General features: G+C 75.4%; 20 protein-coding genes. 13 read left to right on the forward strand and 7 right to left on the reverse strand.

Annotation, left to right across the window (positions count from 1 at the left end):
- Positions 1 to 7: 7 nt before the first annotated feature.
- Positions 8 to 1,240, reverse strand: a complete 1,233-nt coding sequence (locus ABD385_RS30895) for a serine hydrolase domain-containing protein (RefSeq protein WP_344582246.1) — start codon at positions 1,238 to 1,240, stop codon at positions 8 to 10.
- Between the two features lie 189 nt (positions 1,241 to 1,429).
- Here ABD385_RS30895 and ABD385_RS30900 point away from each other — a divergent pair, with 189 nt between their 5' ends.
- Both ABD385_RS30900 and ABD385_RS30905 read left to right on the forward strand, forming a co-directional pair.
- Positions 1,430 to 3,484, forward strand: a complete 2,055-nt coding sequence (locus tag ABD385_RS30900) for a serine/threonine-protein kinase (RefSeq protein ID WP_344582248.1) — start codon at positions 1,430 to 1,432, stop codon at positions 3,482 to 3,484.
- A 162-nt stretch (positions 3,485 to 3,646) separates the two neighbouring features.
- Positions 3,647 to 5,833: a protein kinase gene (locus ABD385_RS30905; RefSeq protein ID WP_344582250.1), complete on the forward strand. Its 2,187-nt coding sequence runs from the start codon at positions 3,647 to 3,649 to the stop codon at positions 5,831 to 5,833.
- Between the two features lie 21 nt (positions 5,834 to 5,854).
- On the opposite strand, the gene ABD385_RS30910 is transcribed toward ABD385_RS30905, so the two are convergent.
- Together ABD385_RS30910 and ABD385_RS30915 are read right to left on the reverse strand one after the other, a co-directional pair.
- Positions 5,855 to 7,069, reverse strand: coding sequence for a winged helix DNA-binding domain-containing protein (locus ABD385_RS30910; RefSeq protein WP_344582251.1), 1,215 nt, complete (start codon positions 7,067 to 7,069; stop codon positions 5,855 to 5,857).
- Positions 7,070 to 7,091: 22 nt separating this feature from the next.
- Positions 7,092 to 8,633 carry a class I adenylate-forming enzyme family protein gene (locus ABD385_RS30915; protein WP_344582253.1) on the reverse strand — a complete coding sequence of 514 codons (1,542 nt, stop codon included), beginning with the start codon at positions 8,631 to 8,633 and terminating at the stop codon, positions 7,092 to 7,094.
- Between the two features lie 263 nt (positions 8,634 to 8,896).
- On the opposite strand from ABD385_RS30915, the gene ABD385_RS30920 reads away from it, so the two are divergent.
- From ABD385_RS30920 to ABD385_RS30930, 3 genes are all read left to right on the forward strand, one after another.
- On the forward strand, positions 8,897 to 10,051 hold the full coding sequence (locus ABD385_RS30920; RefSeq protein WP_344582255.1) for an acyl-CoA dehydrogenase: 1,155 nt from the start codon (positions 8,897 to 8,899) through the stop codon (positions 10,049 to 10,051).
- Positions 10,052 to 10,058: 7 nt separating this feature from the next.
- Positions 10,059 to 11,018, forward strand: a complete 960-nt coding sequence (locus ABD385_RS30925; RefSeq protein ID WP_344582256.1) for an acyl-CoA dehydrogenase family protein — start codon at positions 10,059 to 10,061, stop codon at positions 11,016 to 11,018.
- A 481-nt stretch (positions 11,019 to 11,499) separates the two neighbouring features.
- Positions 11,500 to 11,973, forward strand: a complete 474-nt coding sequence (locus ABD385_RS30930) for an ATP-binding protein (protein WP_344582258.1) — start codon at positions 11,500 to 11,502, stop codon at positions 11,971 to 11,973.
- A gap of 244 nt (positions 11,974 to 12,217) precedes the next feature.
- On the opposite strand, the gene ABD385_RS30935 is transcribed toward ABD385_RS30930, so the two are convergent.
- Positions 12,218 to 13,144, reverse strand: a complete 927-nt coding sequence (locus ABD385_RS30935) for a cyclase family protein (RefSeq protein ID WP_344582259.1) — start codon at positions 13,142 to 13,144, stop codon at positions 12,218 to 12,220.
- A gap of 208 nt (positions 13,145 to 13,352) precedes the next feature.
- Between ABD385_RS30935 and ABD385_RS30940 the strand changes: the two genes are divergently transcribed.
- The 4 genes from ABD385_RS30940 to ABD385_RS30955 all read left to right on the forward strand — a co-directional run bounded on the left by ABD385_RS30940 (position 13,353) and on the right by ABD385_RS30955 (position 18,276).
- Entirely contained in the window at positions 13,353 to 14,294 is a 942-nt protein-coding gene (locus ABD385_RS30940; RefSeq protein ID WP_344582260.1) for an SDR family NAD(P)-dependent oxidoreductase, read from the forward strand.
- Between the two features lie 286 nt (positions 14,295 to 14,580).
- The gene (locus ABD385_RS30945; RefSeq protein ID WP_344582261.1) at positions 14,581 to 15,774 is read left to right on the forward strand and encodes an acyl-CoA dehydrogenase family protein; all 1,194 of its coding nucleotides are present in this window, start codon (positions 14,581 to 14,583) and stop codon (positions 15,772 to 15,774) included.
- A complete protein-coding gene (locus tag ABD385_RS30950) occupies positions 15,771 to 16,847 on the forward strand; it encodes a Zn-dependent alcohol dehydrogenase (RefSeq protein ID WP_344582263.1) in 1,077 nt (358 codons plus the stop codon). Before ABD385_RS30945 ends, ABD385_RS30950 begins: the two co-directional genes overlap by 4 nt.
- Positions 16,848 to 16,941: 94 nt before the next feature.
- Entirely contained in the window at positions 16,942 to 18,276 is a 1,335-nt protein-coding gene (locus tag ABD385_RS30955) for an MFS transporter (protein WP_425585516.1), read from the forward strand.
- A gap of 42 nt (positions 18,277 to 18,318) precedes the next feature.
- Here the strand turns inward: ABD385_RS30955 and ABD385_RS30960 are convergent, their stop codons facing one another.
- On the reverse strand, positions 18,319 to 18,951 hold the full coding sequence (locus tag ABD385_RS30960) for a flavin reductase family protein (RefSeq protein ID WP_344582265.1): 633 nt from the start codon (positions 18,949 to 18,951) through the stop codon (positions 18,319 to 18,321).
- A gap of 232 nt (positions 18,952 to 19,183) precedes the next feature.
- On the opposite strand from ABD385_RS30960, the gene ABD385_RS30965 reads away from it, so the two are divergent.
- Both ABD385_RS30965 and ABD385_RS30970 read left to right on the forward strand, forming a co-directional pair.
- Positions 19,184 to 19,849: an RNA polymerase sigma factor gene (locus tag ABD385_RS30965; RefSeq protein ID WP_344582267.1), complete on the forward strand. Its 666-nt coding sequence runs from the start codon at positions 19,184 to 19,186 to the stop codon at positions 19,847 to 19,849.
- Positions 19,846 to 20,490: a hypothetical protein gene (locus ABD385_RS30970; protein WP_344582269.1), complete on the forward strand. Its 645-nt coding sequence runs from the start codon at positions 19,846 to 19,848 to the stop codon at positions 20,488 to 20,490. Before ABD385_RS30965 ends, ABD385_RS30970 begins: the two co-directional genes overlap by 4 nt.
- Before the next feature lie 33 nt (positions 20,491 to 20,523).
- Here the strand turns inward: ABD385_RS30970 and ABD385_RS30975 are convergent, their stop codons facing one another.
- Together ABD385_RS30975 and ABD385_RS30980 are read right to left on the reverse strand one after the other, a co-directional pair.
- Positions 20,524 to 21,384: an enoyl-CoA hydratase/isomerase family protein gene (locus tag ABD385_RS30975; protein WP_344582271.1), complete on the reverse strand. Its 861-nt coding sequence runs from the start codon at positions 21,382 to 21,384 to the stop codon at positions 20,524 to 20,526.
- A gap of 62 nt (positions 21,385 to 21,446) precedes the next feature.
- Positions 21,447 to 23,720, reverse strand: coding sequence for an acetate--CoA ligase family protein (locus tag ABD385_RS30980; protein WP_344582273.1), 2,274 nt, complete (start codon positions 23,718 to 23,720; stop codon positions 21,447 to 21,449).
- 256 nt (positions 23,721 to 23,976) lie between these two features.
- Here ABD385_RS30980 and ABD385_RS30985 point away from each other — a divergent pair, with 256 nt between their 5' ends.
- A complete protein-coding gene (locus tag ABD385_RS30985; protein ID WP_344582275.1) occupies positions 23,977 to 24,486 on the forward strand; it encodes a Zn-ribbon domain-containing OB-fold protein in 510 nt (169 codons plus the stop codon).
- A gap of 77 nt (positions 24,487 to 24,563) precedes the next feature.
- Entirely contained in the window at positions 24,564 to 25,052 is a 489-nt protein-coding gene (locus ABD385_RS30990; RefSeq protein ID WP_344582277.1) for a GNAT family N-acetyltransferase, read from the forward strand.
- Positions 25,053 to 25,055: the final 3 nt, after the last annotated feature.

Genomic DNA, 25,055 nt, shown 5'->3' on the forward strand with positions numbered 1-25,055 from the left:
GGTCCGGTCAGTCCGGGCGGTCCGGGCGGCCGTGGGACGGGCGGCCGCGGGACGGGCAGAACTCGGCGGTCAGGACGGCGGTGCCGTCGGTCCGGCCGGTCCGGGCGTCGGTGTTGACGCGGTAGCTGACCAGGTGCCGGCCGTCGGTGGTGCCCGCGGTCTGGGCGTAGGAGCCGTTGATGTCGCCGTTGTGGCCCCAGACGGTCACCCCGCAGGGCAGGCGGGTGGCGTAGACGCCCAGGCCGTACCGGCCGCCGGTGGCCCGTTCGCTGCGCAGCTCGGCCATCTGGCGGGGTGCCAGCAGCTCGCCGCCGAGCAGCGCGGCGAAGAACCGGTTGAGGTCGACCAGCGTGGTGACCATCTCGCCGGCGGCGCCGGCCCGGCTGGGGTTGAGGGCGGTGCTGTCCACCTGGCGGCCGTCGATGCGGGAGTAGCCGCGGCCGTGCGGCGCGGGCAGGGCCGGGCTGTTGCCGGGGAACGAGGTGCCGGTCAGGCCGAACGGGATCAGGATGCGGCGCCGCAGCTCGTCGGCGTACGGGTGGCCGGTGACGCCCTGGATGAGCAGGCCGAGGACCAGGTAGTTGGTGTTGGAGTAGGCGTAGCGGGCGCCGGGCGGGGCGGTCGGCGGGTGGTCGAGGGCGATCCGCAGCAGCTCCGCGGGGGTGTAGCGGTCGTAGCGGTGGGCCGGGAAGCCGGCGCCGGACAGCTGCTCGGCGAGGCGCGGGTCGTCGGTGTAGTTGAACAGGCCGCTCGTGTGGTCGAGCAGCTGGTGGACCGTCACCCGGCGCAGGTCGCTCGCGCCGTCCGCGCCGGTCAGCGGCACGCCGGGCGGCAGGTGGTCGGCGACCCGGTCGTCCAGCCGGAGCCGGCCCTCCCCGACCAGTTGCAGGACCACCGTCGCGACCAGGGTCTTGGTGAGGCTGCCCGCCCGGAAGTGGTCCAGGCGGCCCATCTTCCGGCCGCTGTGCAGATCGGCCACGCCGACCGCGGCGAACCGCGAGGCGGCGAGGCGGCCGTCCCAGGTGACCAACGAGGCCGCGCCGGGCGCGCCGTCGGCCACCAGGCGGTGCAGCGCGACCGCCGTGGACGCCGGCGGCCGGGGCGCGGCCGGGGACCGCACGGCGGCCGGCGGGGTGCTCGAACACGCCGTCAGGAGCAGGGCGGCCAGGGCGGCCACGGCGGTGCGGGCGGACGGCCGCGACGGGCCCGGTGAGGCCGGGCGGAGCGGGCGGAGGGGCAAAAAGATCTCCCGTCGTCGGGGCCATCATGACGGGTGCGGGGCACCTCCCGGCACCCACCCGGGCCTTCCGCACGGCCGCGGATGAGAGAGAATGAAGGCTCTGCCAGGGTGGGTTGTCCGAGTTGGGCCAGTTTGGTGATCGATGGAGAATCGAGGCTGCCAACTCGGCTGGATTGCAGAGGGGATTCAGTGGGCGACGAGGTCGAGATGGACGGCAAGGAGGGCAGGCTGCTCGCCGGCCGGTACCGGCTCGCCGATGTTCTCGGCCGGGGCGGGATGGGCACCGTCTGGCGGGCCAGCGACGAGGTCCTGGGCCGCACGGTCGCGGTCAAGGAGCTGCGCTTCCCCGGCGGGGTCGAGGAGGACGAGAAGCGTCGTCTGATCACCCGCACCCTGCGCGAGGCCAAGGCGATCGCCCGGATCCGCAACAACGGCGCGGTGACGGTCTACGACGTGGTCGACGAGGACGACCGGCCGTGGATCGTGATGGAACTGGTCGAGGGCCGCTCGCTGGCCGAAGCGGTCCGCGACGACGGCCCGCTCACCCCGCGGCGCGCCGCCGAGGTCGGCCTCGCGGTGCTCGACGTCCTGCGCGCCGCCCACGGTCAGGGCATCCTGCACCGGGACGTGAAGCCGTCCAACGTCCTGATCTCCGACGACGGCCGGGTCGTGCTCACCGACTTCGGCATCGCCCAGGTCGAGGGCGACCCCTCGGTGACCTCGACCGGCATGCTGGTCGGCGCGCCCTCGTACATCTCGCCGGAGCGGGCCCGCGGCCAGAAGCCGGGCCCGCCCGCCGACCTGTGGTCGCTGGGCGGTCTGCTGTACGCCTGCGTCGAGGGCGTGCCCCCGTACGACAAGGGATCGGCGATCGCCACCCTGACCGCCGTGATGACCGAGCCGGTCGAGACGCCCAAGAGCGCCGGGCCGCTGGAGGACGTCATCTACGGCCTGTTGGTGAAGGATCCGGCGAACCGGCTGGACGAGGCCGGGGCGCGGGTGCTGCTCCAGGGGGTCGTCCACGCCCCGGAGCCGAAGCCGGAGCCCCCGCTGGACGCGACGCGGGCGATGACGCTGCCCACCTCGCCGGTGGAGCCGGCGCGGGCGGAGCGGACCACGGACCGGCCCGCCAAGCCCGCCGCGAAGCCCCGCGTGCCGAAGAAGCCGAAGGGGAAGCCGACGATCGGTGCGGTCGGTGCGGCGGCCGGCACGGCCCGGCAGGCGCCGAAGGCGACGGGCGGCAGCGGTGCCGCGGCGAAGCCGGCGGCGGCGCGGGAGTCCGGTAAGGATGGCAAGGGCGGCGAGTCCGGCAAGGACACCACCGCGGTGAAGCCGGCTGCGGCCGAGGCCGCCACGAGCGGTTCCGCGGCCCGTGGCGGCTTCGACGCGGAGGCCGCCAAGGAGCGGGTGCGGGCGGCCCTGACGTCGGTGCGCAACGCCGCCGCCGCGGCCCGGTCGGACTCCAGACCCGGCGACGGGGACGGTCGTCCCGCCCCGCCGCGCGCCTCGGTGACCGACGTCGTCCCGCGCCGCACGCTGCTCATCGGGGTGGTCGTGGTCGTCGTCGTCCTCGGGACGCTGCTGGCCCTGGTGTTCAGCAACGGCGACAGCTCCGACTCCGCCGGCAAGGGCGGCAAGGACGCCAACGCCACGGCCGCGAGCCGGGACGCGAACCCGTCGACCGACGCGGGGCAGGACTCCGGGTCGGGCGGCGCGGCCACGCCGGGCGGGGCGAAGCCGGGCGGCGGCAAGGAAGGGCCCGGCGGGAAGAAGGGTGGGGCGGCGGTCCCGGACGGCTTCGCGCAGGTTGCCAACGGCGGGTTCCACTTCGCCATGGTGATGCCGAAGGGGTTCAAGCAGACCGACACGGCCGGGCAGAACTCCGGCGCCATATACAGCGCCGCCGGCGGTTTCCCGCGCATCCAGGTCGACTACAACGACTCGCCCGGCCAGGACGCCGCGGCCTCCTGGCGCAGCCTGGAACCCAGCGTGGCCGGCTCCAGCGACAACTACCACCTGCTGGGCATCAAGGCCGTCGGCTGGCGCGGCTACCCGACCGTCGCGGACTGGTCGTTCACCCGCCGGCAGCACGGCGAGGACGTGCGGGTGCTCAACCGCGGCTTCCGCGCAGACGACCACCACGGCTACGCCATCATGATCACTTGCAAGGCGGGCGGCTGGGACGACAAGGAGTGCCAGGAGCTGCGGAACACCGCCTTCCGCACCTTCGCGGTGAAGGACTGACCCGACGCCGTGCGCCGGCCGGCTCCCGGCCGGCGCGGACGGACACGGCGCGCGACGCGGTCCGACGGGCTCAACTGTCGGTGCTGCCCCGTATCGTGAGAAGTCCACAGTCGTACGCATCCGCCCCCGGCGGGAGCGGCGCACGCTGAGGGGAGGCGCGTCGTGGACGAGTACGCGGGGAGAGTGCTCGCCGAGCGCTACCGCCTGCCGGCCCGGCCGCCCGCCGACGGGCCCGACACCGCAGCGGACGGTTTCGACGTCCCCTTCGACGTCTCCTGCCCCGACCCCTCGCCCGCGACCCGGGCCTTCGACACCTACAGCGGGCAGGAGGTGCTGATCCGTCAGGTGCCGCTGCCGGAGGTGGTGGACGCCGAGATCGTGGCGGGCGGCGACGGCGGAGCGGACGGGTTCGCGGCGGACGGGCGTGCGCAGGATGGTTTCGCCAGCGGGGCTCCGGCCGGTCGCCCCGGGCGCGGGGCCGCGGCGGGTGCCGACCGCGACCCGCGGGACCCGGTCGTCCGGCGCGCCCTCCAGGCCGCGACGGCCGCCGCCCAACTCCCCGACCACCCCCTGCTCGACCAGGTCTTCGACGTCTTCGTGCAGGACGGCAGCCTGTGGATCGTCGGGGAACTGCTGCCGGCCCGGCCGCTGGCCGTGCTGCTCGCCGGGCGGACGCTGAGCCCGCACCGTGCGGCGGAGATCGCCGCCGACCTGCTCACCGCGCTGCGCGCCCTGCACGCGCACGGCTGGCTGCACCGCAACGTCACCGCCCGCACGGTCCTGGTCTGCGACGACGGACGGGCCGTGCTGACGGGGCTGGCGGCCGGCGCGGCGCAGGAGGCGCTGTGCGGGTACGACCCGGTGCCGAGGGTGCCGGCCGCGGCGGTTCCGTTGGTGAAGCCGGCCGTCGCAAGCGGTGTCGGGGACGCCGGCGAGGAGGGTGCCGTGGGTGCGGCGGCGGGCGGCCTGACCGCCTTGGCCGCCGAGCGGGCCCGGCAGGCGCGGCTGGAGGTGGTCGGGCCGGTCACCGAGCGTTGGGCGCCGGAGCAGGCCGGGCCGGTGGACGGCGGCGGTGCGCCCCCGGGGCCGGCCGTGGACCTGTGGGCGGTGGGCGCCCTGCTGTTCCGCGCGGTGCAGGGGCAGCCGCCGTTCCCGGAGGACAGCGCCGTCGAACTCGCGCGGCTGGTGCGGGCGCAGGCACCCGCCGAGGCGGCGGCGAGCGGGGTGCTGCGGCCGGTCATCGAGGCGTTGCTCCGCTCCGATCCGGCCGGGCGGCCGGGGGCCGAGGAGCTGCGCGCTCGGTTGCGGGCCCTGGTGCGGACGGCACCGGAGCCGGACCTCGGTCGTCGGATGGTGTCCCTGCCCGCGCTGGAGGGGCCCGCCGATCCGCGGCGGCTGCCGATTCTGCGGCGCCGGGGCGAACTCGTCCGCCGGGGTCGGCCGAAGCGGTCGGGTGCCCGTCCGCGGTCCGTGCCCGCGGGCCCGTCGCGGTCCGCCGGGCGGTCCGCGGCGTCCCGTCCGCCCGCGGCGCCCCGGTCCGCCGGGCGGGTGTCCGGTGCGGGGCCGGAGTGGGGGGAGTCGCTGGGGCGGGTCGGGGTCGGTCCCGTGCCGCAGCGGGACGCCGGGCGGGCGGAGCGTGCTCCGCGCAGCCTGGGCAGGGTGCTGCTCACCGTGATCCTTTTGCTGGTGGTGGCCGGGATCGCGTACGCCATGGTGTTCCTGCCGAAGTCGCAGACGGACGCGGCGGGCGGACCGTCCGGCGCGGACCTCTCCGGGACCTCGGGCGCGGCGCCCGGCAGCAGCCCCGTCCCGTCGTCCGGGGCGGGCGACGGCAAGGGCACCGGCCGCCCGCCGGGCGCCGGCGCGCCGCAGACCACCACGCCCGGCGCCCTCGCCCCCGGCTTCGCGCTGCGCACCGATCCCGCGGGGTTCCAGATCGCGGTGCCCAAGGGCTGGCAGCGCCGCACCGGCCCGGAGAGCGGCCAGGTGCGCTACGCGGGCGGCGGCTACGAACTGCTGGTGGTGCCGGGCCGCGACACGACCGCGCGGTTCGGCGCCGATCCGCTGGCGTACCAGCAGGACGCGGAGCCCGAGTTGGCGGCGTTCCGGGGCGCCGGCTGGTCGTCGGCCGCCGGGCTGCGGCGCATCGACGTGGGCCGGACCGCGATGGCCGAGGGCACCTTCAGCTGGAAGGACGGCGGCGGTCGCCAGGTCTACGCCCGCAACCTCGCGATGATCGACCAGGGCCGCTACCACCTCGTCCTGGTCATCGGCCCGGACGCCGGCCGCACCGAGGTGGACCGGATCTACGCCCAGGCGAGCAGCGCCTACCGCCCCGTGGCGTTCTGAGGCGCGGGGCGTCGTCGGGGGTCACGGCGCGCTCAGTTCGCGTTCCAGCGGGGTGCGGAAGCGCGGGGTGACGCGGGCGTCGCCGAGCCAGTTCGCCAGCCGGGCCGCCTCCGCCGCGACGGCGGTGTCGACGGCGGCGTCGGCCCGGGCCTCGTCGGACAGCAGGTGCCAGACGATCTCGCCGTCGGGGCGCTGCGCCCAGCCGCCGACGATCCGGCCGTTCCACCACACCGTCGGACCGATGTTGCCGCTGCGGTCGAAGAGCCGGGGCGTCAGCGCCGGGTCGAGGTACCAGTCACGGGCCTTGAAGCCCATCGCGGTCGGGTCGAGCCCGGGCAGCAGGGCGGCCCACGGTCCGGGCGCCGGCACGGGTTCGAGGTCGTCGGGCAGGGCGACGCCGGGCGTGGCGGTGCCGTCGTCGCCGTGCAGCGTGACCTCTGCGGCGCCGAGGTCGGCCAGGGCGCGCCGGGTGTCGGTGAGCGTCCAGCCGGTCCACCACCTGAGGTCCTCGACCGTCGCCGGGCCGTACGCGGTCAGCCAGCGGCGGGCGAGCGCGGCCCGTGCCTCGGGGGCCGGCGGCGCGGGCAGGTCGACGAGCGCGGTGCCCGGTGCCCAGCGGAAGGTGCTGCTGGTCCAGCCGCCGCGCGGCCGGCCGCGGCGGACGCGGCCCTCGGCGGCCAGCACCCGCAGCAGCCGGCTGTTGACCGAGACGGTGGCCTGGTAGGGCTTGCCGGGGGAGTTCACGACGGTGGCGCGCAGCTCGGGGACGTCGGCGGCGAGTTCGGTGGCGGTCGCCTCGCCGCGGGCGGCCAGTGTGGCCAGCGCCCGGTCCGTCACCTCCGCCAGGCGCGGCTCGTCCCACCCCAGGCCGTCGCTGACCCACTTCACCAGGCCGCGCCGTTCCCGCGCGGCGATGGGGCGGGCCGCGGCGGACGCGACGACCGGGGCCAGTTCCGTGCCGAGGGCGAAGAGGGTGCGTCGCATGCACAACATCCGCACCAGCGACCGGTCGTCGTACAGGGCCCGTTCGACGTCCGTGCGGTCCGGCGCGCGCAGCCGGGCGCAGGCCGCCAGGTGGACGGTGGCCGGGTCGCTGGCGTGCAGGGCGACGACCGCGTCGGCGGTCTCCTCGGCGGTGGCTGCCCGGTGGGCGGGGGCGAGCAGGTGGCGCCGGCCGAGCCGGGCGCGGCGCTGGGCGGCGTCGATCCGGGGCCGGGTGCGGGGTGCGGGGCTCATGGCGCCCGACGGTAGGGGGGATCTAGGACCGTGGCTGTCCGCGAGGGGTGGGGGGCGGGGTCCCGAAGCGCTCCCGCAGCTCCTGCTTGAGCACCTTGCGCAGGGTCGCCCCGCGCGGCAGGGCGGGCAGCACCTCCAGTCGTTCGGGGAGCTTGTGCCGGGCCAGCCCCTGTGCGAGCAGGTGCGCGGTGACCGTCGTCAGCGTCAACGCGGCGGCGCCCGGGGGCTGTTCGACCACGGCGCAGACCAGTTCGCCGCGCACGGGGTCGGGCAGCCCGATGACCGCGGCGTCCGCGATGTCCGGGTGGCCGTAGAGGAGGTCCTCGACCTCCCGCGCGGAGACGTTCTCGCCCTTGCGGATGATGATGTCCTTGAGGCGGCCGGTGATGACGAGGTGCCCGGTGGGGGTGAGGTGGCCGAGGTCGCCGGTGTGCAGGAAGCCGTCCGCGTCGAACGGGGTCGGTTCGTCCAGGTAGCCGCGGCAGACGGCCGGGCCGCGCAGCAGGACCTCCCCGCTTCCCGGCGCGATCCGGATCTCCATGCCGGCGGGCGGCCGGCCGTCGGTGGTGGCCAGCGCCTCGGGGGTGTCGTGCGGGTCGCCCATGGTGACCATGGGGGCTTCGGTGAGGGCGTAGCCGTGGGTGAGTTGGCAGCCCAACTCGGCCACCACCTCGTGGTAGAGCGCGGGCGGTTTGGGGGCGCCGCCGCCGGCCAGCAGGCGCAGCGCCGGGAGCAGGCGCCGCCCGGGCGGCAGGGCGCGCTGGGCGGCGAGGAAGAGGGCGTAGAAGGCGGTGGAGCCGCCGGCCACGGTGACCCGGTGGCGGCGGTAGGGGGCGAGCGCGCCGGGCAGTGCGAAGTGCTCCACCAGGACGGCCGGGATGCCGTGGGTGAGCAGCATGACGGTGTAGTCGGGCCCGGCGACGTGGGCGTACGGGAAGGCCATCGAGCCGACGTCGTTTGGGCCCAGGCGCAGTGCGGCGGCCAGGCAGCTGCCGGCGGTGCGCAGGCTGCGGTCGGTGTGCAGCACGCCGCGCGGGGCGGCGGTGGTGCCGGAGGTCCAGTGGATCCAGCGGGGGGCGTCGGGGTCGGTGGGCGGCGGGGGCAGGACGGCCGGGTCGCCGTCCGGCAGGGCGTCGTACGCCTCGACGACGGCCGGCGGCGCGGGCAGCTGCGCGGCCAGGCGGTGCGCCATCGCGGTGTGGTCGACGCCGCGCCGGACGCCGGGGACGAGCACGTGGGTGGCGCGGGTGCGGCGCAGCACCTGGCCCAGCTCGTGCTCGCGGTAGCCCGGCAGGACCGGGCTCTGCACCGCGCCGAGCCGGGCCAGGGCCAGGCTGACCAGCACCGTTTCGATCCGGGTGGGGAGCTGCCAGACCACCCGGCTGCCGGGGCCGACGCCGTGTGCGGTCAGTCCGGCGGCGACCCGTTCGGCGCGCTCGCGCAGGTGGCCGAAGGTGATCCGGTACTCGTCCCGGGCGGTTTCGGCGCCCTGGATCAGGGCGGTGGCGTCCGGTGTGCGGGCGGCGCGCCAGGCGACCAGGTCCCACAGGGTGCCGCCGATCATGTGGGCCTCCCCGCCTCGCTGCTGACGATGCGTCAGATCAGGGCCCGAGAGTAGGGGGCGACGCCTTGTCGGTCCAGGGGGCCGACGCTAGCCTGAAGCTGACGGAGCATCAGATATGGGTGGTGCGGGGCGACCGGCACACGGTGAGGGGAAACGATGGCGAACCGCACCGAGCCGCCGCGCGGCACCGGCGCCGACCGCACGGCGGGCGCGCCCGCCGACCGCCCCGGGACCCACCCGGCGCCGACGCACCGGGACCGCTAGTGGACCTCACCTTCACCGAGGAGGAGGAAGCCTTCCGGGCCCTGCTGCGGACCTGGCTCGCCGACGTGCTGCCGAAGCTGCCGCCGAAGCCCGCCGCCACCGACTGGCCCGGCCGGCGGGCCTACGACGCGGCCTGGCAGCGGAGGCTGCACGACGCCGGGTACGCCGGACTGCACTGGCCCGTCGACGCCGGCGGCCGGGGGGCCACCCCCACCCAGCACCTGATCTTCCTGGAGGAGACCGAGAAGGCCGGCGCCCCCTACGTCGGCGCCAACTTCGTCGGGCTGCTGCACGCCGGCCCGACCATCGCCGCCGAGGGCACCGCCGCCCAGCGCGCCCGCTGGCTGCCGCCGATCCTGCGCGGCGACGAGATCTGGTGCCAGGGCTTCAGCGAACCGGACGCCGGCTCCGACCTGGCCGCGCTGCGCACCCGGGCGGTCCGGGACGGCGACGACTACGTGGTGACCGGCAGCAAGATCTGGACCTCGCACGCCGAGGTCGCCGACTGGTGCGAACTGCTCGTCCGCACCGACCCCGAGGCCCCCCGGCACCGCGGCATCAGCTGGCTGGCGATGCCGATGGACGCCCCCGGGGTGACCGTGCGGCCGCTGCGCACGCTGGCCGGCTCCACGGAGTTCGCCGAGGTGTTCCTCGACGAGGTCCGGGTCCCGGTCGACCACCGCATCGGCGCCGAGCACGACGGCTGGCGGGTGACCGTGGTGACGCTCTCCTTCGAGCGCGGCACCGCCTTCGTCGGCGAGGTGGTGGCCTGCCGCCGGGTGCTCGCCGAACTCGCCCGCACTGCCCGGGCCAACGGCCGCTGGGACGACGCCGTGCTCCGCCGCCGACTGGGCCGGCTGAACGTCGAGTTCGCCGCCCTGTGGCGGCTGACCCAGTGGAACGTCAGCGAGGCCCAGCGCACCGGCGGCGTCCCCGGCACCGGCGGCTCGGTCTTCAAGCTGCGCTACTCGCACGCCCGCCAGGAGCTGTACGACGCGGCGGCCGAGGTGCTCGGCGGCCAGGCGCTGGACGCCGCGCACCCCTGGGTCGCCGACCGGCTCTCCGCCCTGTCGTACACCATCGCCGCGGGCACCTCGCAGATCCAGCGCAACATCGTCGCCGAGCGGATCCTCGGCCTGCCGAAGGGGCGGTGAGCGGCCGGTGGACTTCCAACTCACCGCTGATCAACGGGCGTTGCGGGACGGCACCCGGGAGTTGCTGACCGGCCGCTTCGGCCGCGACCGGCTGCGCGCGGCCGTCGACGACCCGGCGCTGGACCGCGCGCTGTGGCGCGAACTGGCCGACGCCGGGTTCTTCGCGCTGCGCCTGCCGGAGGCGGACGGCGGGGTCGGGCTGGGGCTGCCCGAGGCCGCCGTGGTCTTCGAGGAGGCCGGCCGGGCGCTGCTGCCGGGGCCGCTGGTGGCCGGCCACCTCCTGGCCGGCGCGGTGGACGGGGTGGCGACCGGAGAGCGGATCGTCGCGCTGTGTGACGGATCGGCCGAGCCGGTGCTGTGCGAACACCCGGCCGACTGCGACCTGTTGATCTTCCTGGGGGGACGTGCGCCGGAGCACGTCGGCCGGGCGCGCCAGAGCGTGCCCGGCGAGGTCGCCCGCGCCCCCTACGCCTCCGTGGACCCGCTCACCCCGCTCGCCCGCGTCACCGACTGGCCGCACGGCACGCCCTGCGACGGCCTCGACGTGCCCCGGTTGCGCCGCGAGGCGGCCCTGCTCACCGCCGCCCAGCAGCTCGGCAGCGCGGCCCGGACGGTGGAGATGGCGGTCGGACACGCCCGGCAGCGCACCCAGTTCGGCGCGCCCATCGGCTCCTTCCAGGCCGTCAAGCACCTGTGCGCCGGGATGCTGGTCCGCGCCGAGCTGGCCCGCGCCGCGGTCTACGCGGCGGCGGTGACCGGCGACGCGCTCGACGTCACGGGCGCCAAGCTGCTGGCGGACGAGGCCGCGGTGGACAACGCCCGGGACTGCCTCCAGGTACACGGCGGCATGGGCTTCACCTGGGAGGCAGACGTCCACCTGCACCTCAAACGGGCCTGGCTGCGGGCCGTGCAGTGGGGCGGTGCGCAGGAGGCGACGGAGCGGTGGGCGGCCGCCCTGGTGGTGTGAGGGTGTGCGCCGGCGCCCGCGGGTGATCACGGAGCGTGGCGAACGCGGCGTCGGTGTCAGACTCTGGCAGCCCGCGTGCGGAATGTCGGACCCCGCACGCAGAAGCGGTCACGGAGGGTCGATATCGGGTTGTGTCCTAGGCGTGACTCGTCACAGGCGGGAGTCGGCGGCCCGCTCGGGTACCCTCCGTGGGGTGCGAGTGGTTCGGTGGCGCAATGGTCACGGTGCCGTCGGAAGGACGGCTCCGGGGTACCGACTGCACGCCGCTCGCCTCGGGCGAGGCCCCGACGACCCCCCATGTTCGACTCCCCGCGCTGTGCGTCGCACAGTATGCCGCACGCATACTCCCTTGCGCTGGAATATGCCCGAAGCGGTTGTTGCGGTGACTGAACGTCAACCATGCTGTGCTTCGCCGGAGTCACGCACCGTGATTCCGTGGAGGCGCGAGGCGATGTTTCCGCCGGTTCGGATGGTGTGAGCGGTGCAGGTGCTTCAGGTGCAGTTGGAAGTGCGGCCCGACCCCGCGGAAGTGGGGCGGGCCCGACGGTGGGCCCGGTCGAGGCTCGCGGGGTCGGGCATAGGGGCGGACGAGCCGCTCGCCGAGACGCTGATCCTGCTGATCTCCGAGTTGGTCACCAATGCGGTGGTGCACACCGGCTCGGCGGCCCGGCTGCGGATCTGCTTCTCGGGCTCCGGCGCCGTGGTGGCCACCGTGCGGGTCGAGGTGGTGGACGCCAGCGCCCGCCCGCCGCGCCCGCGGCACGCGGAGGGGGACGACACCAACGGCCGCGGCCTGGAACTCGTCGACGGCCTCGCGGACCGCTGGGGGTGGCAGCAGGAGGGGGCCGGCAAGCGGATCTGGTGCGAGGTGGACCGCGGGCAGTCGCTCCTGCTGACGGCCGGCGCGGACCTGGGGACGTACGACCCCGCGTGCGCCGCGACAAATAGGGCGTAGCCCGCTGAATCGGTTCGCCTGGCGGGGAGTTAGCCCAGACCAGGTGGTGATGTGGTGTGCCTCGGCGATCGCGCTTGGGGGCAGCGATGCGCCGTGAGGGGACGGCGAGGTCGCGCCGGGCCGGTGGCCCGCGGCCCCGGCGGGTGCGGATCGCGGCCCGGAGCCGGGTGGCGGACCGCGGTGCCGTGCTCGGGACGCGCAGCGCGCGCCGCCACCCGGCCGGCCCGGGGCGCCCCGCCGCGCCTCAGAGCACCGCCACCGGCGCGACCGGACTCCCGGTGCCGCCGACGAACGGTTCGGCCGTCGCGGTCAGCAGGAAGGCGTAGCGGCCCTCCTCGGCGCAGGCCGTCGACAGTTCCTCCAGGTTCCAGTTCTGGCCCTGGAGCATGCCCATCTCGACCAGGTGCAGGGCGTGCACCGGCAGCCACAGGCCCTCGATCTCCGGCGGGAAGGCCTCGAAGACCAGGGTGTCGTTGGCGACCGCGGCGACGTCGCGGGCGTGGAACCACTCCGGCGTGCGCAGCGACAGTCCGGGCGACGGCATCGCGTACGCGTCCCGGTCGCCGGCCAGGTAGTGCTGGAGCTGTCCGGTCCGCACCAGTACGACGTCGCCGGCGCGGACCGTGGTGCCGGCCAACTCCTCGGCGGCGTCCAGGTCCTCCGGCGTGATCGCGTGCCCGCCCGGCAGTCGCGCGGTGCCGTGGGCCCGGGCCACGTCGAGCAGCACGCCGCGGGAGACGACCGGAGCGGCCTTCTCGATGCCCAGGGCGGTGGCGCCGCGGTGCGGGGTGACGATGTCGGCGGGGCGGCCGTTGTAGAACCGCCCGGAGTGCGAGACATGGGTCAGGGCGTCCCAGTGGGTGGCGGCCTGGAGGCCCATGGTGACGGTGTCGTCGGAGACGGCGACGGTGCCCGGGCCGAAGAGTTCGTGGTTGATGGCGACCATGGTGTGCAGCGGGTTGACCCGCCCCAGGATCATGCCGTTCTGCACGCCGTCCTGTTGGAGCGGGAGGGCGAGCGGGACGCGGCGGCCGCTGCGGACGGTCGCGGCGGCGGCGCGCACCACGTCCGGGGTGATCAGGTTCAGGGTGCCGAGCTCGTCGTCCGGCCCCCAGCGGCCCCAGTTGTTCACGCGCCGGGCGAGGTCGTGGAACTCCTGCGGCAGGGGCATGGGTGCTCCTTGGCGTCGGGTGCGGTCGGTCGGTTCCGAAGCGGGGCGCGGGCGGTGCGGTGCGCCGGTGCCTCTGGTGATGCGTCCTGTGTCGTACTGGCGCATCGTGCCACCTTGACTCCCTGGGGTTGTGTCCGGGGTCTTGTGCTCGCACCACGTCTGCTCAAAAATCTAACGGTCCGTCAGAAACCGTGGGAAGGGGCGCGGCATGGGGAACTTCTTGGCCGGCAAGGTGGTCGCCGTCACGGGGGCCGGCCGCGGCATCGGCCGGGCCGTCGCCCTGGCGGCGGCCGCCGAGGGCGCGAAGGTGGTGGTCAACGACTACGGCGTGTCCATCGAGGGCGGTGCGCCCAGCAGTGCGGTGGCCCAGGCGGTGGTCAAGGAGATCGAGGCGGCCGGCGGCACGGCCGTCGCGGTCGCCGACGACGTCGCCACCATGGCCGGCGGCCAGCGCATCGTGGACACCGCGCTGGCCGAGTACGGCCGGATCGACGGCGTGGTGTGCGTGGCCGGCATCCTGCGCGAACGGATGCTCTTCAACATGTCCGAGGAGGAGTGGGACCCGGTCGTCGCCACGCACCTCAAGGGCACCTTCACGGTGTTCCGGGCCGCCGCGGCGGTGATGCGCAAGCAGAAGTCCGGCACGCTGATCGGCTTCACCAGCGGCAACCACCAGGGCAGCGTCGCCCAGGCCAACTACTCCGCGGCGAAGGGCGGGATCATCTCGCTGGTGCGCAGCGCGGCGCTCGGCCTGCACAAGTACGGGGTCACGGCCAACGCGGTGGCGCCGGTCGCCCGGACCCGGATGTCGGCCAACGTCCCGATGGAGCTCAAGGAGATCGGCGAGCCGGAGGACGTGGCGGCGTTCGTCGTCTACCTGCTCAGCGAACGGGCGCGCGCCGACGCGGTCACCGGCCAGGTCTACACCGTGGCGGGGCCGAAGATCGCGGTGTGGGCCCAGCCGGTGGAACTGCGTGCGGTGCACGCCGACGGGGAACGGCCCGCCGACGCCGGCGGGGGCCGGTGGTGGACGCCGGAGCGGGTCGCGGAGGCGGTGGCCGGGCCGGTGGGCGTCGACCCGATGCCGATGCTGGCGCAACTGGAGGAGATGGCCAGGGCGGCGGCGGCCAAGGAGCGGCCGAACGGTTAGCGCTGGCGCTTGGTTTTTCCCACGTTGTTGGGTTTCCCGCCGTGGGGGTTCGCCTTTGCGGCTGCGGCGGCTTCTGTGTGGGGCCTTGGTGTGCGTGGGCGGGTTTCCCGCCGTGGGTTTTGCTTTGCGCCTGCGGCGCGGGGCTGTTGGGTGCGGTGTCGGGCCTGCGGGGGTGGTGTGCAGGACTGCTGCGCTTTACGTCCTGCACACCACCCCCTCCGGCCCGCCCCCTCCCGTTGGTGGGTGGGGAGAGGGGCGATGGGGCTGGTGTGGGAGGGAGGATCGGGTGGAGTTCGGGTTTGCGGACGAGGGGTTTCGGGGTGAGGTGCGGGGGTGGCTCGCGGCGCATCTCGTGGGGGAGTTCGCCGCGTTGGGGGCGGGCGGTGGGCCGGGGAGCGAGCACGTCGGGGGTGCCGTCCGGCGGCGCTGGGAGCGGGAGTTGGGGCGCGGGGGGTGGATCGGGCTGGGGTGGGACCGGGCGCACGGGGCGTACGGGAACCGGGCCGGGTCGCTCACGCAGCAGGTGGTGTGGGCGGAGGAGTACGCCCGGGCCCAGGCGCCGGGGCGGGTGGGCCACATCGGGGAGAACCTGCTGGCGCCGACCCTGATCGCGTACGGGGACGCGGCGCAGCGGAAGCGGTTCCTGCCGGCCGTGGCGCGGGGCGAGGAACTGTGGTGCCAGGGCTACAGCGAGCCGGAGGCCGGGTCGGACCTGGCCGGGCTGCGGACGACGGCGGTCCGGGACGGGGCCGGCTACCGGGTCAACGGCCAGAAGGTGTGGACCTCACTGGCCGCGGAGGCCGACTGGTGCTTCGTCCTGGCGCGCACCGATCCGGGGGAGCGGCGGCACCGCGGGCTGTCGTTCCTGCTGGTGCCGATGGACCAGCCGGGGCGGATCGAGGTGCGGCCGATCCGGCAGATGTCCGGGACCGCGGAGTTCAACGAGGTGTTCTTCGACGGGGCGGTGGCGCACGTCGACCACGTGGTGGGCGGCGAGGGCGCCGGCTGGCGGGTGGCGATGGGGCTGCTCGCCCTGGAACGCGGGGTGTCGACGCTCGTCCAACAGATCGGGTTCGCCCAGGAGTTGGGGGAGGTGATCGAGGCCGCGGTGCGGGTGGGTGCGGTGCGTGACCCTGTGCTGCGCGGGCAACTCGTGCGCCAGTGGGCCGAGTTGCGGGTCATGCGGTGGAACGCGCTGCGGACCTTGGGGGCGACCGGCGACGCGGGGGCGCCGAGCGTGGCGAAGCTGCTGTGGGGCGGGTGGCACCAGCGGTTGGGCGAGGTGGCGATGCGGGTGCGGGGTGCGGTCGCGGCCGTGGGGCCCGCCGACTGGTCCGCCGCGGCGCCGTACGCGCTCGACGACTGGCAGCGGCTGTTCCTGTTCACCCGGGCCGACACGATCTACGGCGGCTCGGACGAGATCCAGCGCAACATCATCGCCGAGCGGGTGCTCGGCCTGCCCAGAGTGGAGCGGGGATGAAAGGCGTCATTTTCGACGGTGAACAGGCCCGGTTCGTGGACGACCTGGAGGTGCGGGATCCGGGGCCGGGCGAGGTGCTGGTGGGGATCCGGGCAGCCGGGTTGTGCCACAGCGACCTGTCGGTGATCGACGGGACGATCCCGTTCCCGGTGCCGGTGGTGCTCGGGCACGAGGGCGCGGGAGTGGTCGAGGCGGTGGGGGCGGGCGTGAGCCACGTGGTGCCCGGTGACCACGTGGCGCTCTCGACGTTGGCGAACTGCGGTGCGTGCGCGGAGTGCGACCGCGGACGGCCGACGATGTGCCGCAAGGCGATCGGGATGCCCGGTACGCCGTTCCGGCGGGGCGGCGCGCAGCTGTACAACTTCGCGTCGAACTCGGCGTTCGCGGAGCGGACGGTCGTCAAGGCGGTCCAGGCGGTGAAGATCCCGAAGGACATCCCGCTGACGTCGGCCGCGCTGATCGGGTGCGGCGTGCTGACCGGGGTGGGCGCGGTGCTGAACCGGGCGCGGGTGGACCGCGGGGACTCCGTGGTGGTGATCGGCGCCGGCGGCATCGGCCTCAACGTGCTCCAGGGCGCCCGGATCGCGGGCGCCTCGGCGATCGTGGCGGTGGACGCCAACCCGGCCAAGGAGGCGTCGGCCCGGCAGTTCGGCGCGACGCACTTCGTCGACGCCTCGGCCGTGCCGGACGCCGTCAAGGCGGTGCGGGAGATCCTGCCGACCGGCGCCGACCACACCTTCGAGTGCGTGGGCAGCACCCGGTTGATCCGGCAGGCGATCGACCTGTTGGACCGGCACGGGCAGGCGGTGCTCCTGGGCGTCCCGCCGGCCACCGCCGAGGCGTCCTTCCTGGTCTCGGCCATGTACCTGGACAAGTCCATCCTCGGCTGCCGCTACGGCTCCGCCCGCCCGCAACGGGACATCGCGCTCTACGCCCGGCTGTACCGCGAAGGGCGGCTGCTGCTGGACGAGTTGGTGACCGCGACGTACGGGGTGGCGGACTTCGCCAAGGCGGCGGAGGACGCGCACCGCGGGCGGGTGGCGCGGGCGGTGCTGGTCTTCGGGGCGGAGTAGGGGGCCGGGCGCCGGGGGGGGGCTGGCCTGATCCTTGCGATCCCTGTCCGTTCGGCCACTCGTTCGGTCGGGCCGGCTCGTCGAAGCTGCTCGGGTGACCCGTACCTTGCCCGAGCAGCCCGCACCCGCCGACGCCGACGCCTCCGTGAGCGCGGGGCCGCCACCCGGTCCGGCCGCCGTCCGGCGGCGTCCGCACCGGGCCTGGTCGGTCGCCGCCGTCACCTTCCTGACCCTCATCGGCGCGGCCGGCTTCGCCTCCCTGCCGGGGCTGCTGATCGACCCGTTGCACGCCGAGTTCCACTGGTCGCGCGGCACGATCGGCCTTGCGGTCTCGGTCAACCTCGCGCTCTACGGGCTGACCGCGCCGTTCGCCGCCGCCCTGATGGACCGCTTCGGCGTCCGGCGGGTGGTGGCCGCGGCGCTGACCGTGATCGCGGTCGGCGCCGGCCTTACAGTCTTCATGACCGCCAGCTGGCAACTGGTGCTGCTCTGGGGCGTGTTGGTCGGTCTGGGCAGCGGCTCGATGGCGCTGGCGTTCGCCGCGACCGTCACCAACCGCTGGTTCACCGCCCGCCGCGGCCTGGTCACCGGCATCCTGACGGCGGCCGGCGCCTCCGGCCAACTGGTCTTCCTGCCGCTGCTGTCGATGATCGTCGAGCGGCACTCCTGGCGCCCGGCCGCGGTCACCGTCGCCCTGGCCGCCCTCGCCGTCGTCCCGCTGGTGTGGCTCCTGCTGCGCGACCACCCGGCCGACGTCGGCACCGCCCCCTACGGCTCGGCGGAGTTCGTCCCCAAGCCGCCCCCGCAGCGCGGCGCCGCCCGCCGCGCCTTGGCCGCCCTCTTCTCGGCGGCCCGCACGGCGCCCTTCTGGCTGCTGTCCGGCACCTTCGCGATCTGCGGCGCCACCACGAACGGCCTGGTCAAGACCCACTTCGTGCCCGCCGCCCACGACCACGGCATGCCCATGACGGCGGCCGCCGGACTGCTCGCCGTGATCGGCGTCTTCGACATCGCCGGCACCATCGGCTCCGGCTGGCTCACCGACCGCTTCGACACCCGCCGCCTGCTCGCGGTCTACTACGCCCTCCGCGGCGTCTCGCTGCTCTTCCTGCCCGTCCTGCTCTCCGCCACCGTCCATCCCCCGATGGTCTTCTTCATCGTCTTCTACGGCCTCGACTGGGTCGCGACCGTTCCCCCGACCCTGGCCCTGTGCCGCGCCCACTACGGCGACGACAGCGCCATCGTCTTCGGCTGGGTCCTCGCCGCCCACCAGGTCGGCGCCGCGCTCATCGCCTACCTGGGCGGCCTGGCCCGCGACGCGCTCGGCACCTACGACCCGGTCTGGTACGCCTCCGGCGCGCTGTGCGCGGTGGCGGCGCTGATGGCGCTGGTGTTGCGGGGGCGGCGGCCGGCGGCGACCGGTTCCTGACCGCGCGCCCGGGTCCCCCCGGGGTGGCCCGTCCGGTGGCCGTCAGGTGGCGAAGCGGCCGAACGCCCCGCGGTGGAAGAGCAGCGGGCCGCGGGCCGCGGCGGTCGGGTCGGTGCCGAGGGCCTCGACGCGGCCGACGACGATGAGGTGGTCGCCGCCGGTGTGCACGGCGTGCACCACGCAGTCGATCCAGGCGGGCACGTCCGCGAGGCGGGGGGAGCCGGTGGCCGGTGCCGGGGTGTGCCGGACGCCGGCGAACTTGTCGGCGCCGCTGACCGCGAACGCCCGGCAGAGGTCGCCCTGGTCGGCGCCGAGGACGTTGACGCAGAACACGCCGGCCCGCGCCAGTCGCGGCCAGGTCGTCGAGGTGCGGGCGACCATGAACGCCACCAGGGGCGGGTCCAGGGAGAGCGAGGCGAAGGACTGGCAGGCGAAGCCGGCCGGCTGCGGCTCGCCGGGGGCCGTGACGAGCGTGACGCCGCTCGCGAAGTGGCCCAGCACGGCGCGGAGTTCGGCCGGATCGAGGGGGGCGCGCTCGCCGTCGCGCACGGCGCGCAACGGGGGGCGCGGGGCGGTGGTGCGGGCGGGCGCCGTCGACGGTGCGGCGGTGGTGGGGGCGCCGACGGAGCGGAGGTAGCGAATGGCGGTGGCCGCCATTCCGGCGTGTCCCATCATGGCTTCCGTCCCCTCGTGGTGTTCGGCGGGCTGGTGCCTCCCATTGAATCTGATGCATCGTCAGATCGGAAGGGTGGGCGCGCCACTCCCACGGGTGGTTTGGTGCGGAAAAGCCGGCCGGATCATGGTGGTTCGGGGCAGATTGGACGCCGCGTTCCTGATTGCCTGCCGAGCGCTCGGGTACCTTCCGCCTCGGCCGCGCCGTAGCCAAGCACGGGGGAGTGTTCCGGTCATGGCCGATGCGACACCGCCGACCTCCTGGTCGGCCGCCGGGCCCCCGAAGGCCCGTCCGACGGGGGCGCAGGGCTCGCACCCGGGGTCCGCACCGCCCGGCCCGCCGGGTGGCTCGGACGCCGCGGCGGCGACGTTCGACGAGGTCTTCTGCGGGCTGCTGCCGCGGCTCTACCGGCGGGCCGTGCTGCTCGCCGGCCCGCGCCAGTCGGCGGAGGACGTGGTGCACGAGGCGTACCTCAAGCTCGCCGCCCGCCCGCAGCGCTTCCTCGCCCACCCGGAGCCGTACGCCTACGCCTTCACCGCCGTGCTCAGCGTGGCCCGGGACGCCCACCGCAAGGAGCGGCGGCAGGTGCTGGTGGAGGCGGTCGACGCGGTGGACGGGCCGGGGGCCGGGGCGGGGCCGGGCGCCGCGGGCGGGTCCGGCGGGTGGGACGGCGGGGTGGGGCGGCGGCACGCGGAGCTGGAGGCGGTCCGGCTGTTGGGGCGGCTGTCGCACCGGCAGGCCGGGATCGTCATCCTGGTGGACCTCGACGGGTACACGATCGACCAGGCCGCGAAGATCATGAAGGTGCACCGCGGCACCGCCGCCCGGCACCGGGCCCGTGCCCTGGACAGGCTGCGCGCGTACCTCGTTGAATCGGAGCACGGGCAGGCCGGGAGGTGAGCGGCACGGTGGGCGCGGGGCCACGGGACGGCGCGGGCGGCGACGGCGAGGTCGAGGCGCTGCTGCGGGCGAGACTGCGGGCGGCCGACGAGGAGATCGACACGCCGCCGGGGCTGTGGGAACGGGTCAAGGGGCCCGCACCGGACGGGCGTTCGGCCGCCGCCGCGGGGGCCGCGGGGCGCCGCGGCGCGGCCCGGTTGCCGCGGCGGCACCCGTACGCCGTCGTGGTGGCGGTCGCGGCAGCGGTGGCGGCGGTGGTGCTGGGCGTCTGGTGGGCGTTCCTGCGGCCCGCGGCGGTGGAGGTCAGGCCGGCCGGGCCGCCGCGCACGGTGCCGCTCACGGTCTACAACGGCGAGGCGGCGTGCCGCCCGCGGCACACCCTGGAGTGCGCGCTGCGGCTGGCCGTGGATCCGCACCGGGCGTACGCGGCGCGCGACAACACCGCGGGGCGGGTGTGGCACGGGGAGGTGCTCGCGGCCCGGTGCGTGGTGCCGGACGGGCAACTGGTGCGGGACGAGCAGGGCGTCACCTCCACCCGCTGGTACCGGGTGCGCACCGGGCAGGGGGTGGAGGGGTGGCTGCCCGGGGTGCGCACCCGCAACACCCGGGAGGTGCCCGAGTGCCCGGCGGCCGGCCGGTGAGGCGGCCGGGCGCGCGGGGGAGCGGGGCGGGCGTCACCGGCCCCGGTACGTGGGGTGGCGGCGCTCGACGAAGGAGGCGACGCCTTCCTGTGCGTCCGCCGTCGTCATGTTGATCTCCTGGGCGGTGGCCTCGGCCGCGAACGACGTCCCGCGGTCGCCGTCGAAGGAGGCGTTGACCAGCGCCTTGGTGAGGGCGAGGGCGCGGGTGGGGCCGGCGGCGAGCCGCCCGGCCCACTCGCCGGCGGTCTTCGCCAACTCCCCGTCCGGGACGACCCGGTTGACCAGGCCCAGCCGCGCGGCCTCGGCGGCCGGCACGGCGTCCCCGAAGAACATCAGCTCCTTGGCGCGCTGCGGGCCGACGAGTCGGGGCAGCAGGTAGGCGCCGCCGCCGTCCGGGACCAGGCCGCGGCGGACGAACACCTCGATGAAGCGGGCGGATTCGGCGGCCAGCACCAGGTCGCAGGCGAACGCGAGGTGGGCGCCGATGCCGGCGGCGGTGCCGTTGACGGCGGCGATCACCGGTTTCTCGCAGTCCAGGACGGCGGCGACGAGCCGTTGCGCGCCGTTGCGGATCATCCGGGCGACGTCGCCGGCGACCCGGTCGCCGGTGGCCGGTGCGCCGCGCAGGTCGGCGCCGGCGCAGAAGCCCTTGCCGGTCGCGGTGAGCACCACGGCGCGGACGTCCGGGTCGGCGGAGGCGTCGGCGAGCCGGGCGATGAGGCGTTCGCGCATGTCCCAGGTGAGGGCGTTGAGGGCGTCGGGGCGGTTGAGGGTGAGGTGGGCGACGCCGTCGTGCGTGGCGTGGAGCACCAGGGCGTCGAGCGGGTCGGCGGCGGCCGGGCCGGTGGTCGGGTCGGTGGCCGGTGCGGGACGGGGGGACGGTGCGGAGGTCATGGGGGAGCGGCTCCGGGGCAGTGGGCGGACGGGGGGCGCGGACGCGGGCGGTCGGCCGGTGGTCAGTGGCACACCGCGAGGGCGTCCAGGGCCACGGCGCCCTGCCCGCGGGGCAGCACGACCAGCGGGTTGATGTCCAACTCGGCCAGTTCGCCGTCGAGTTCGAGGGCCATCCGCTGCACCCGCAGCACGGTCTCGACCAGCGCGTCGATGTCGGCGGGCGGCATGCCGCGGACGCCTTCCAGGAGCGCGTGCCCGCGCAGCCGGCGCAGCATGGTGCGGGCGTGTTCCTCCCCGAAGGGCGGGACGCCGACCGCGATGTCCTTGAGGACCTCCACCAGCACCCCGCCGAGGCCGACGGAGACGGTCGGCCCGAAGAGCGGGTCGGGGGTGACGCCGACGACCATCTCGACGCCCCGTTCGATCATCTGGCAGACCAGGACGCCGTCCAGCGGCAGGTCCTCGTAGCGGGCGATGTCGGTCAGTTCGCGGTAGGCGTCCCGGACCTGGCTCGCCGAGGTCAAGGCGACCTTGACCAGGCCGAGTTCGGTCTTGTGTGCCAGTTCCGGGCCGGAGCCCTTCAGCACGACCGGGTAGCCGACCTGGCTCGCCGCCCGGACGGCCGCCGCCGCGCTGGTCACCAGCTGTTCCCGCGGGACGCGGATGCCGTAGGCGCGCAGCAGTTGCTTCGCCGCGTGCTCGCTGAGCTGCTGGCCGGGCCGCAGCAGGGCCTGGGCCTTGCGGGCGGAGGGGGAGGGCGTGCGGGGGGCGTCGTCGAAGGGGGAGCGGTAGCCGGCGCTGAAGCGGTGGTGGTCGAGGTGGGCGCGGACGGCGGTGATGCAGTTGGCGAAGGTGCGGAAGGTCGCCACGCGGGAGGAGCCGAGGAGGGTGCGGCGGTAGGCGTCCTCGGTGCCGACCGGGGACCCCCAGACCACGCACACCAGCTTGTCCGTCTGCTCCGCCGCGTCGACGAGGTCCTGCGCCAGCTTGTCGCTCATGGGCGGGAAGGGGCCGGTGATCGGGCAGATCAGGACGCCGACGGACGGGTCGGCCAGGATCGCGTCGATGATCTTGCGGCCGCGCCAGTCGCCGACCGGGTGCCCGCCGTTGTCGATCGGGTTGGCGACGTTGAGGTAGTCCGGTATCCACTGGTGGAGTTCGCTCTGCTTGGCGTCGGACAGGGCGGGCAGGGTCAGGCCCGCCGCGGTCGCCAGGTCGGCGAAGTGGGCGCCGGTGCCGCCGGAGATCGAGTAGACCGCGACGCCCTCGGCGGTGGGTTTCTTGGCGCGGGCCAGCAGCGCCGCGGTGTCCTGTAGCTCGTCGAGGCCGTCCACCCGGATCACGCCGAACTGCCGCAGTGCCGCGTCCACCACCTCGTCCGCGCCGGTGAGCTTGCCGGTGTGCGAGGCGGCGGTCCGGGCGCCGGCCTCGGTGCGGCCGACCTTGACGACGACCACCGGCACCTTGTTGCGGGCGGCACGGTCGGCGGCGAGCAGGAAGCTGCGGCCGTCCTTGAGCCCTTCCACGTACGCGGCGATCGCGCCGACCTCGGGGCGGGTGGCGAAGTAGGAGAGGAAGTCGGCGGTCTCCAGGTCGGCCTCGTTGCCGGTCGGCGCCCAGTGCGAGAGGCGGACGCCCAGTTCCTGGAGGGTGAAGACCGGCCGGCCCTGGTGGCCCGACTGCGTGATCAGGGCGATGGCCGGGCCGTCGAGGTCGTCGCGGAACGCCTCGAAGGCGTTGAGGTTGGTGTTGGGGCCCAGCAGGCGCAGGCCGGAGCGGGCCACGGCGTCGGCCAGCCGGGCCTGGGCGGCCGCGCCGTCCGCGCCGGTCTCGGCGAAGCCGGAGGCGAAGGCCACCGCGAACTTCACCTTGGCGTCGGCCAGTTGGCCGATGAGCGGCAGCGGGTCGCCGACCAGCAGCACGGCCAGGTCGACCGGCTCCGGCAGTGCGCCGATGCCGGCGTGACAGGGCAGGCCGAAGACCCGCTCGCGCCCGGGGTTGACGGGGTGGAGCCGGGCGCCGACCCGCTCGGCCCAGGCGATCAGCTGCCGGGTGATGCCGGTGTTGGGTCGGCCCTCGCGGTCCGAGGCGCCGATCACGGCCACCGACTCGGGCCGGAAGAAACGGTCCAGGTCGGGCACCGGCGCGTACAGCGGGCGCCCGCTGACGTCCCGGTCGGTGCCGGCCGGGCCGGTGGCGGCGCCGGCGGGCCGCGGGCCGTCGGCGCCGTCGGGGTCGGCGATGCCGTGGACGGTGTGGGGTGGGTGCTCCCCGCAGGCCACGACGCGGGCCGGCCGGGAGTGCGTGGTGAGGGTGCCGTGAGTCGATCCAAGCATCGCAGACGCCCGCTCCTGTGTGACGGCTCTCGTGGACTGCGCGCCGTACCGCGCTCAGCAGTAGCTGACGCATAGTCAGATTACTGAACTGACGCCATGTCAGGAATGGGTGTGCGCGGTAAAGCTTCGCGGCGCCGTCCGGCGGGGGTGGGATCGACGACCCTCTTGCGGACCGGCGGCCGATGGGCTGGACTGGCCGGACGCAGTGAACTGATGCAGAGTCAGACATGACGGATCTGTTGGGGGGAGTGTCGGGATGGTCGTGCGGGACGACGCCGGAAGGGCGGGGCGGGCGCCGGGGGCGGCGGCCCCGCCGGGGCGCGCGGCGGTGCGGTTCGACCGGCCGGAGGTGGACGCCTTCACCCGGCCGTACTGGGCCGCGGCGGCCGAGGGGCGGCTGCTGTTGCGCCGGTGCCGGGCCGCGGGGTGCTGGGCCGTGCACCACTATCCGCGGGAGTTCTGCCCGCGGTGCTGGAGCGAGGACGTCGTCTGGGAGCCGGCCGCCGGGCGGGCCACCCTCTACACCTGGTCCGTCGTGCACCGCAACGACCTGCCGCCGTTCGGCGACCGGGTTCCGTACGTCGCCGCGGTCGTCGAACTCGCCGAGGGCCCGCGGATGATGACCGAGGTGACCGACTGCGCGGAGTCGGAGCTGCGGATCGGGATGCCGCTCGCGGTGCACTTCCGCACCGTGCCGGCGGCGGGGGACGGCGACGGGCCGGCGGGGGACGGTGGGTGCGCGGTGGCGGTGTTCCGGCCGGCGTGAGGCGCCCGCCCGCGCGCCCGCGCGCCCGCCGGACTAATGGAGTGGCGCGGGACGGGCTTCTCGGGGAGGCTGCCCGCGTGCTGATTCGAGACGCGAACCCGGCCGACTGGCCGTCGATCTGGCCCTTCTTCCGCTCCGTCGTACGGGCCGGCGAGACCTACACCTACCCCCAGGACATCGACGAGCCGGCCGCCCGCGACCTGTGGATGCTCCGCCCGCCGGGCCGCACGGTGATCGCCGTCGACGACCGCGGAACGGTGCTCGGCTCGGCCAAGATGAACCCCAACCAGATGGGGAACGGCGCGCACGTCGCCAGCGCCAGCTTCATGGTCGACCCGCGGCACCGCCGGCGCGGCACCGGGCGGGCGCTGGGGGAGCACGCCCTGGCCTGGGCCCGTGCCGAGGGCTACCGGGGGATGCAGTTCAACGCGGTGGTGGCGACCAATACCGGCGCGGTCGCCCTCTGGCAGTCGCTCGGCTTCCGGATCATGACGACCATCCCCGAGGGCTTCCACCACCCCGGTCGTGGCTACGTGGGGCTGCACGTCATGTACCAGCAGCTGTAGCCG

Source organism: Streptomyces lunalinharesii (assembly GCF_039532155.1).
In the GTDB taxonomy this organism is placed as follows: Bacteria; Actinomycetota; Actinomycetes; order Streptomycetales; family Streptomycetaceae; genus Streptomyces; species Streptomyces lunalinharesii.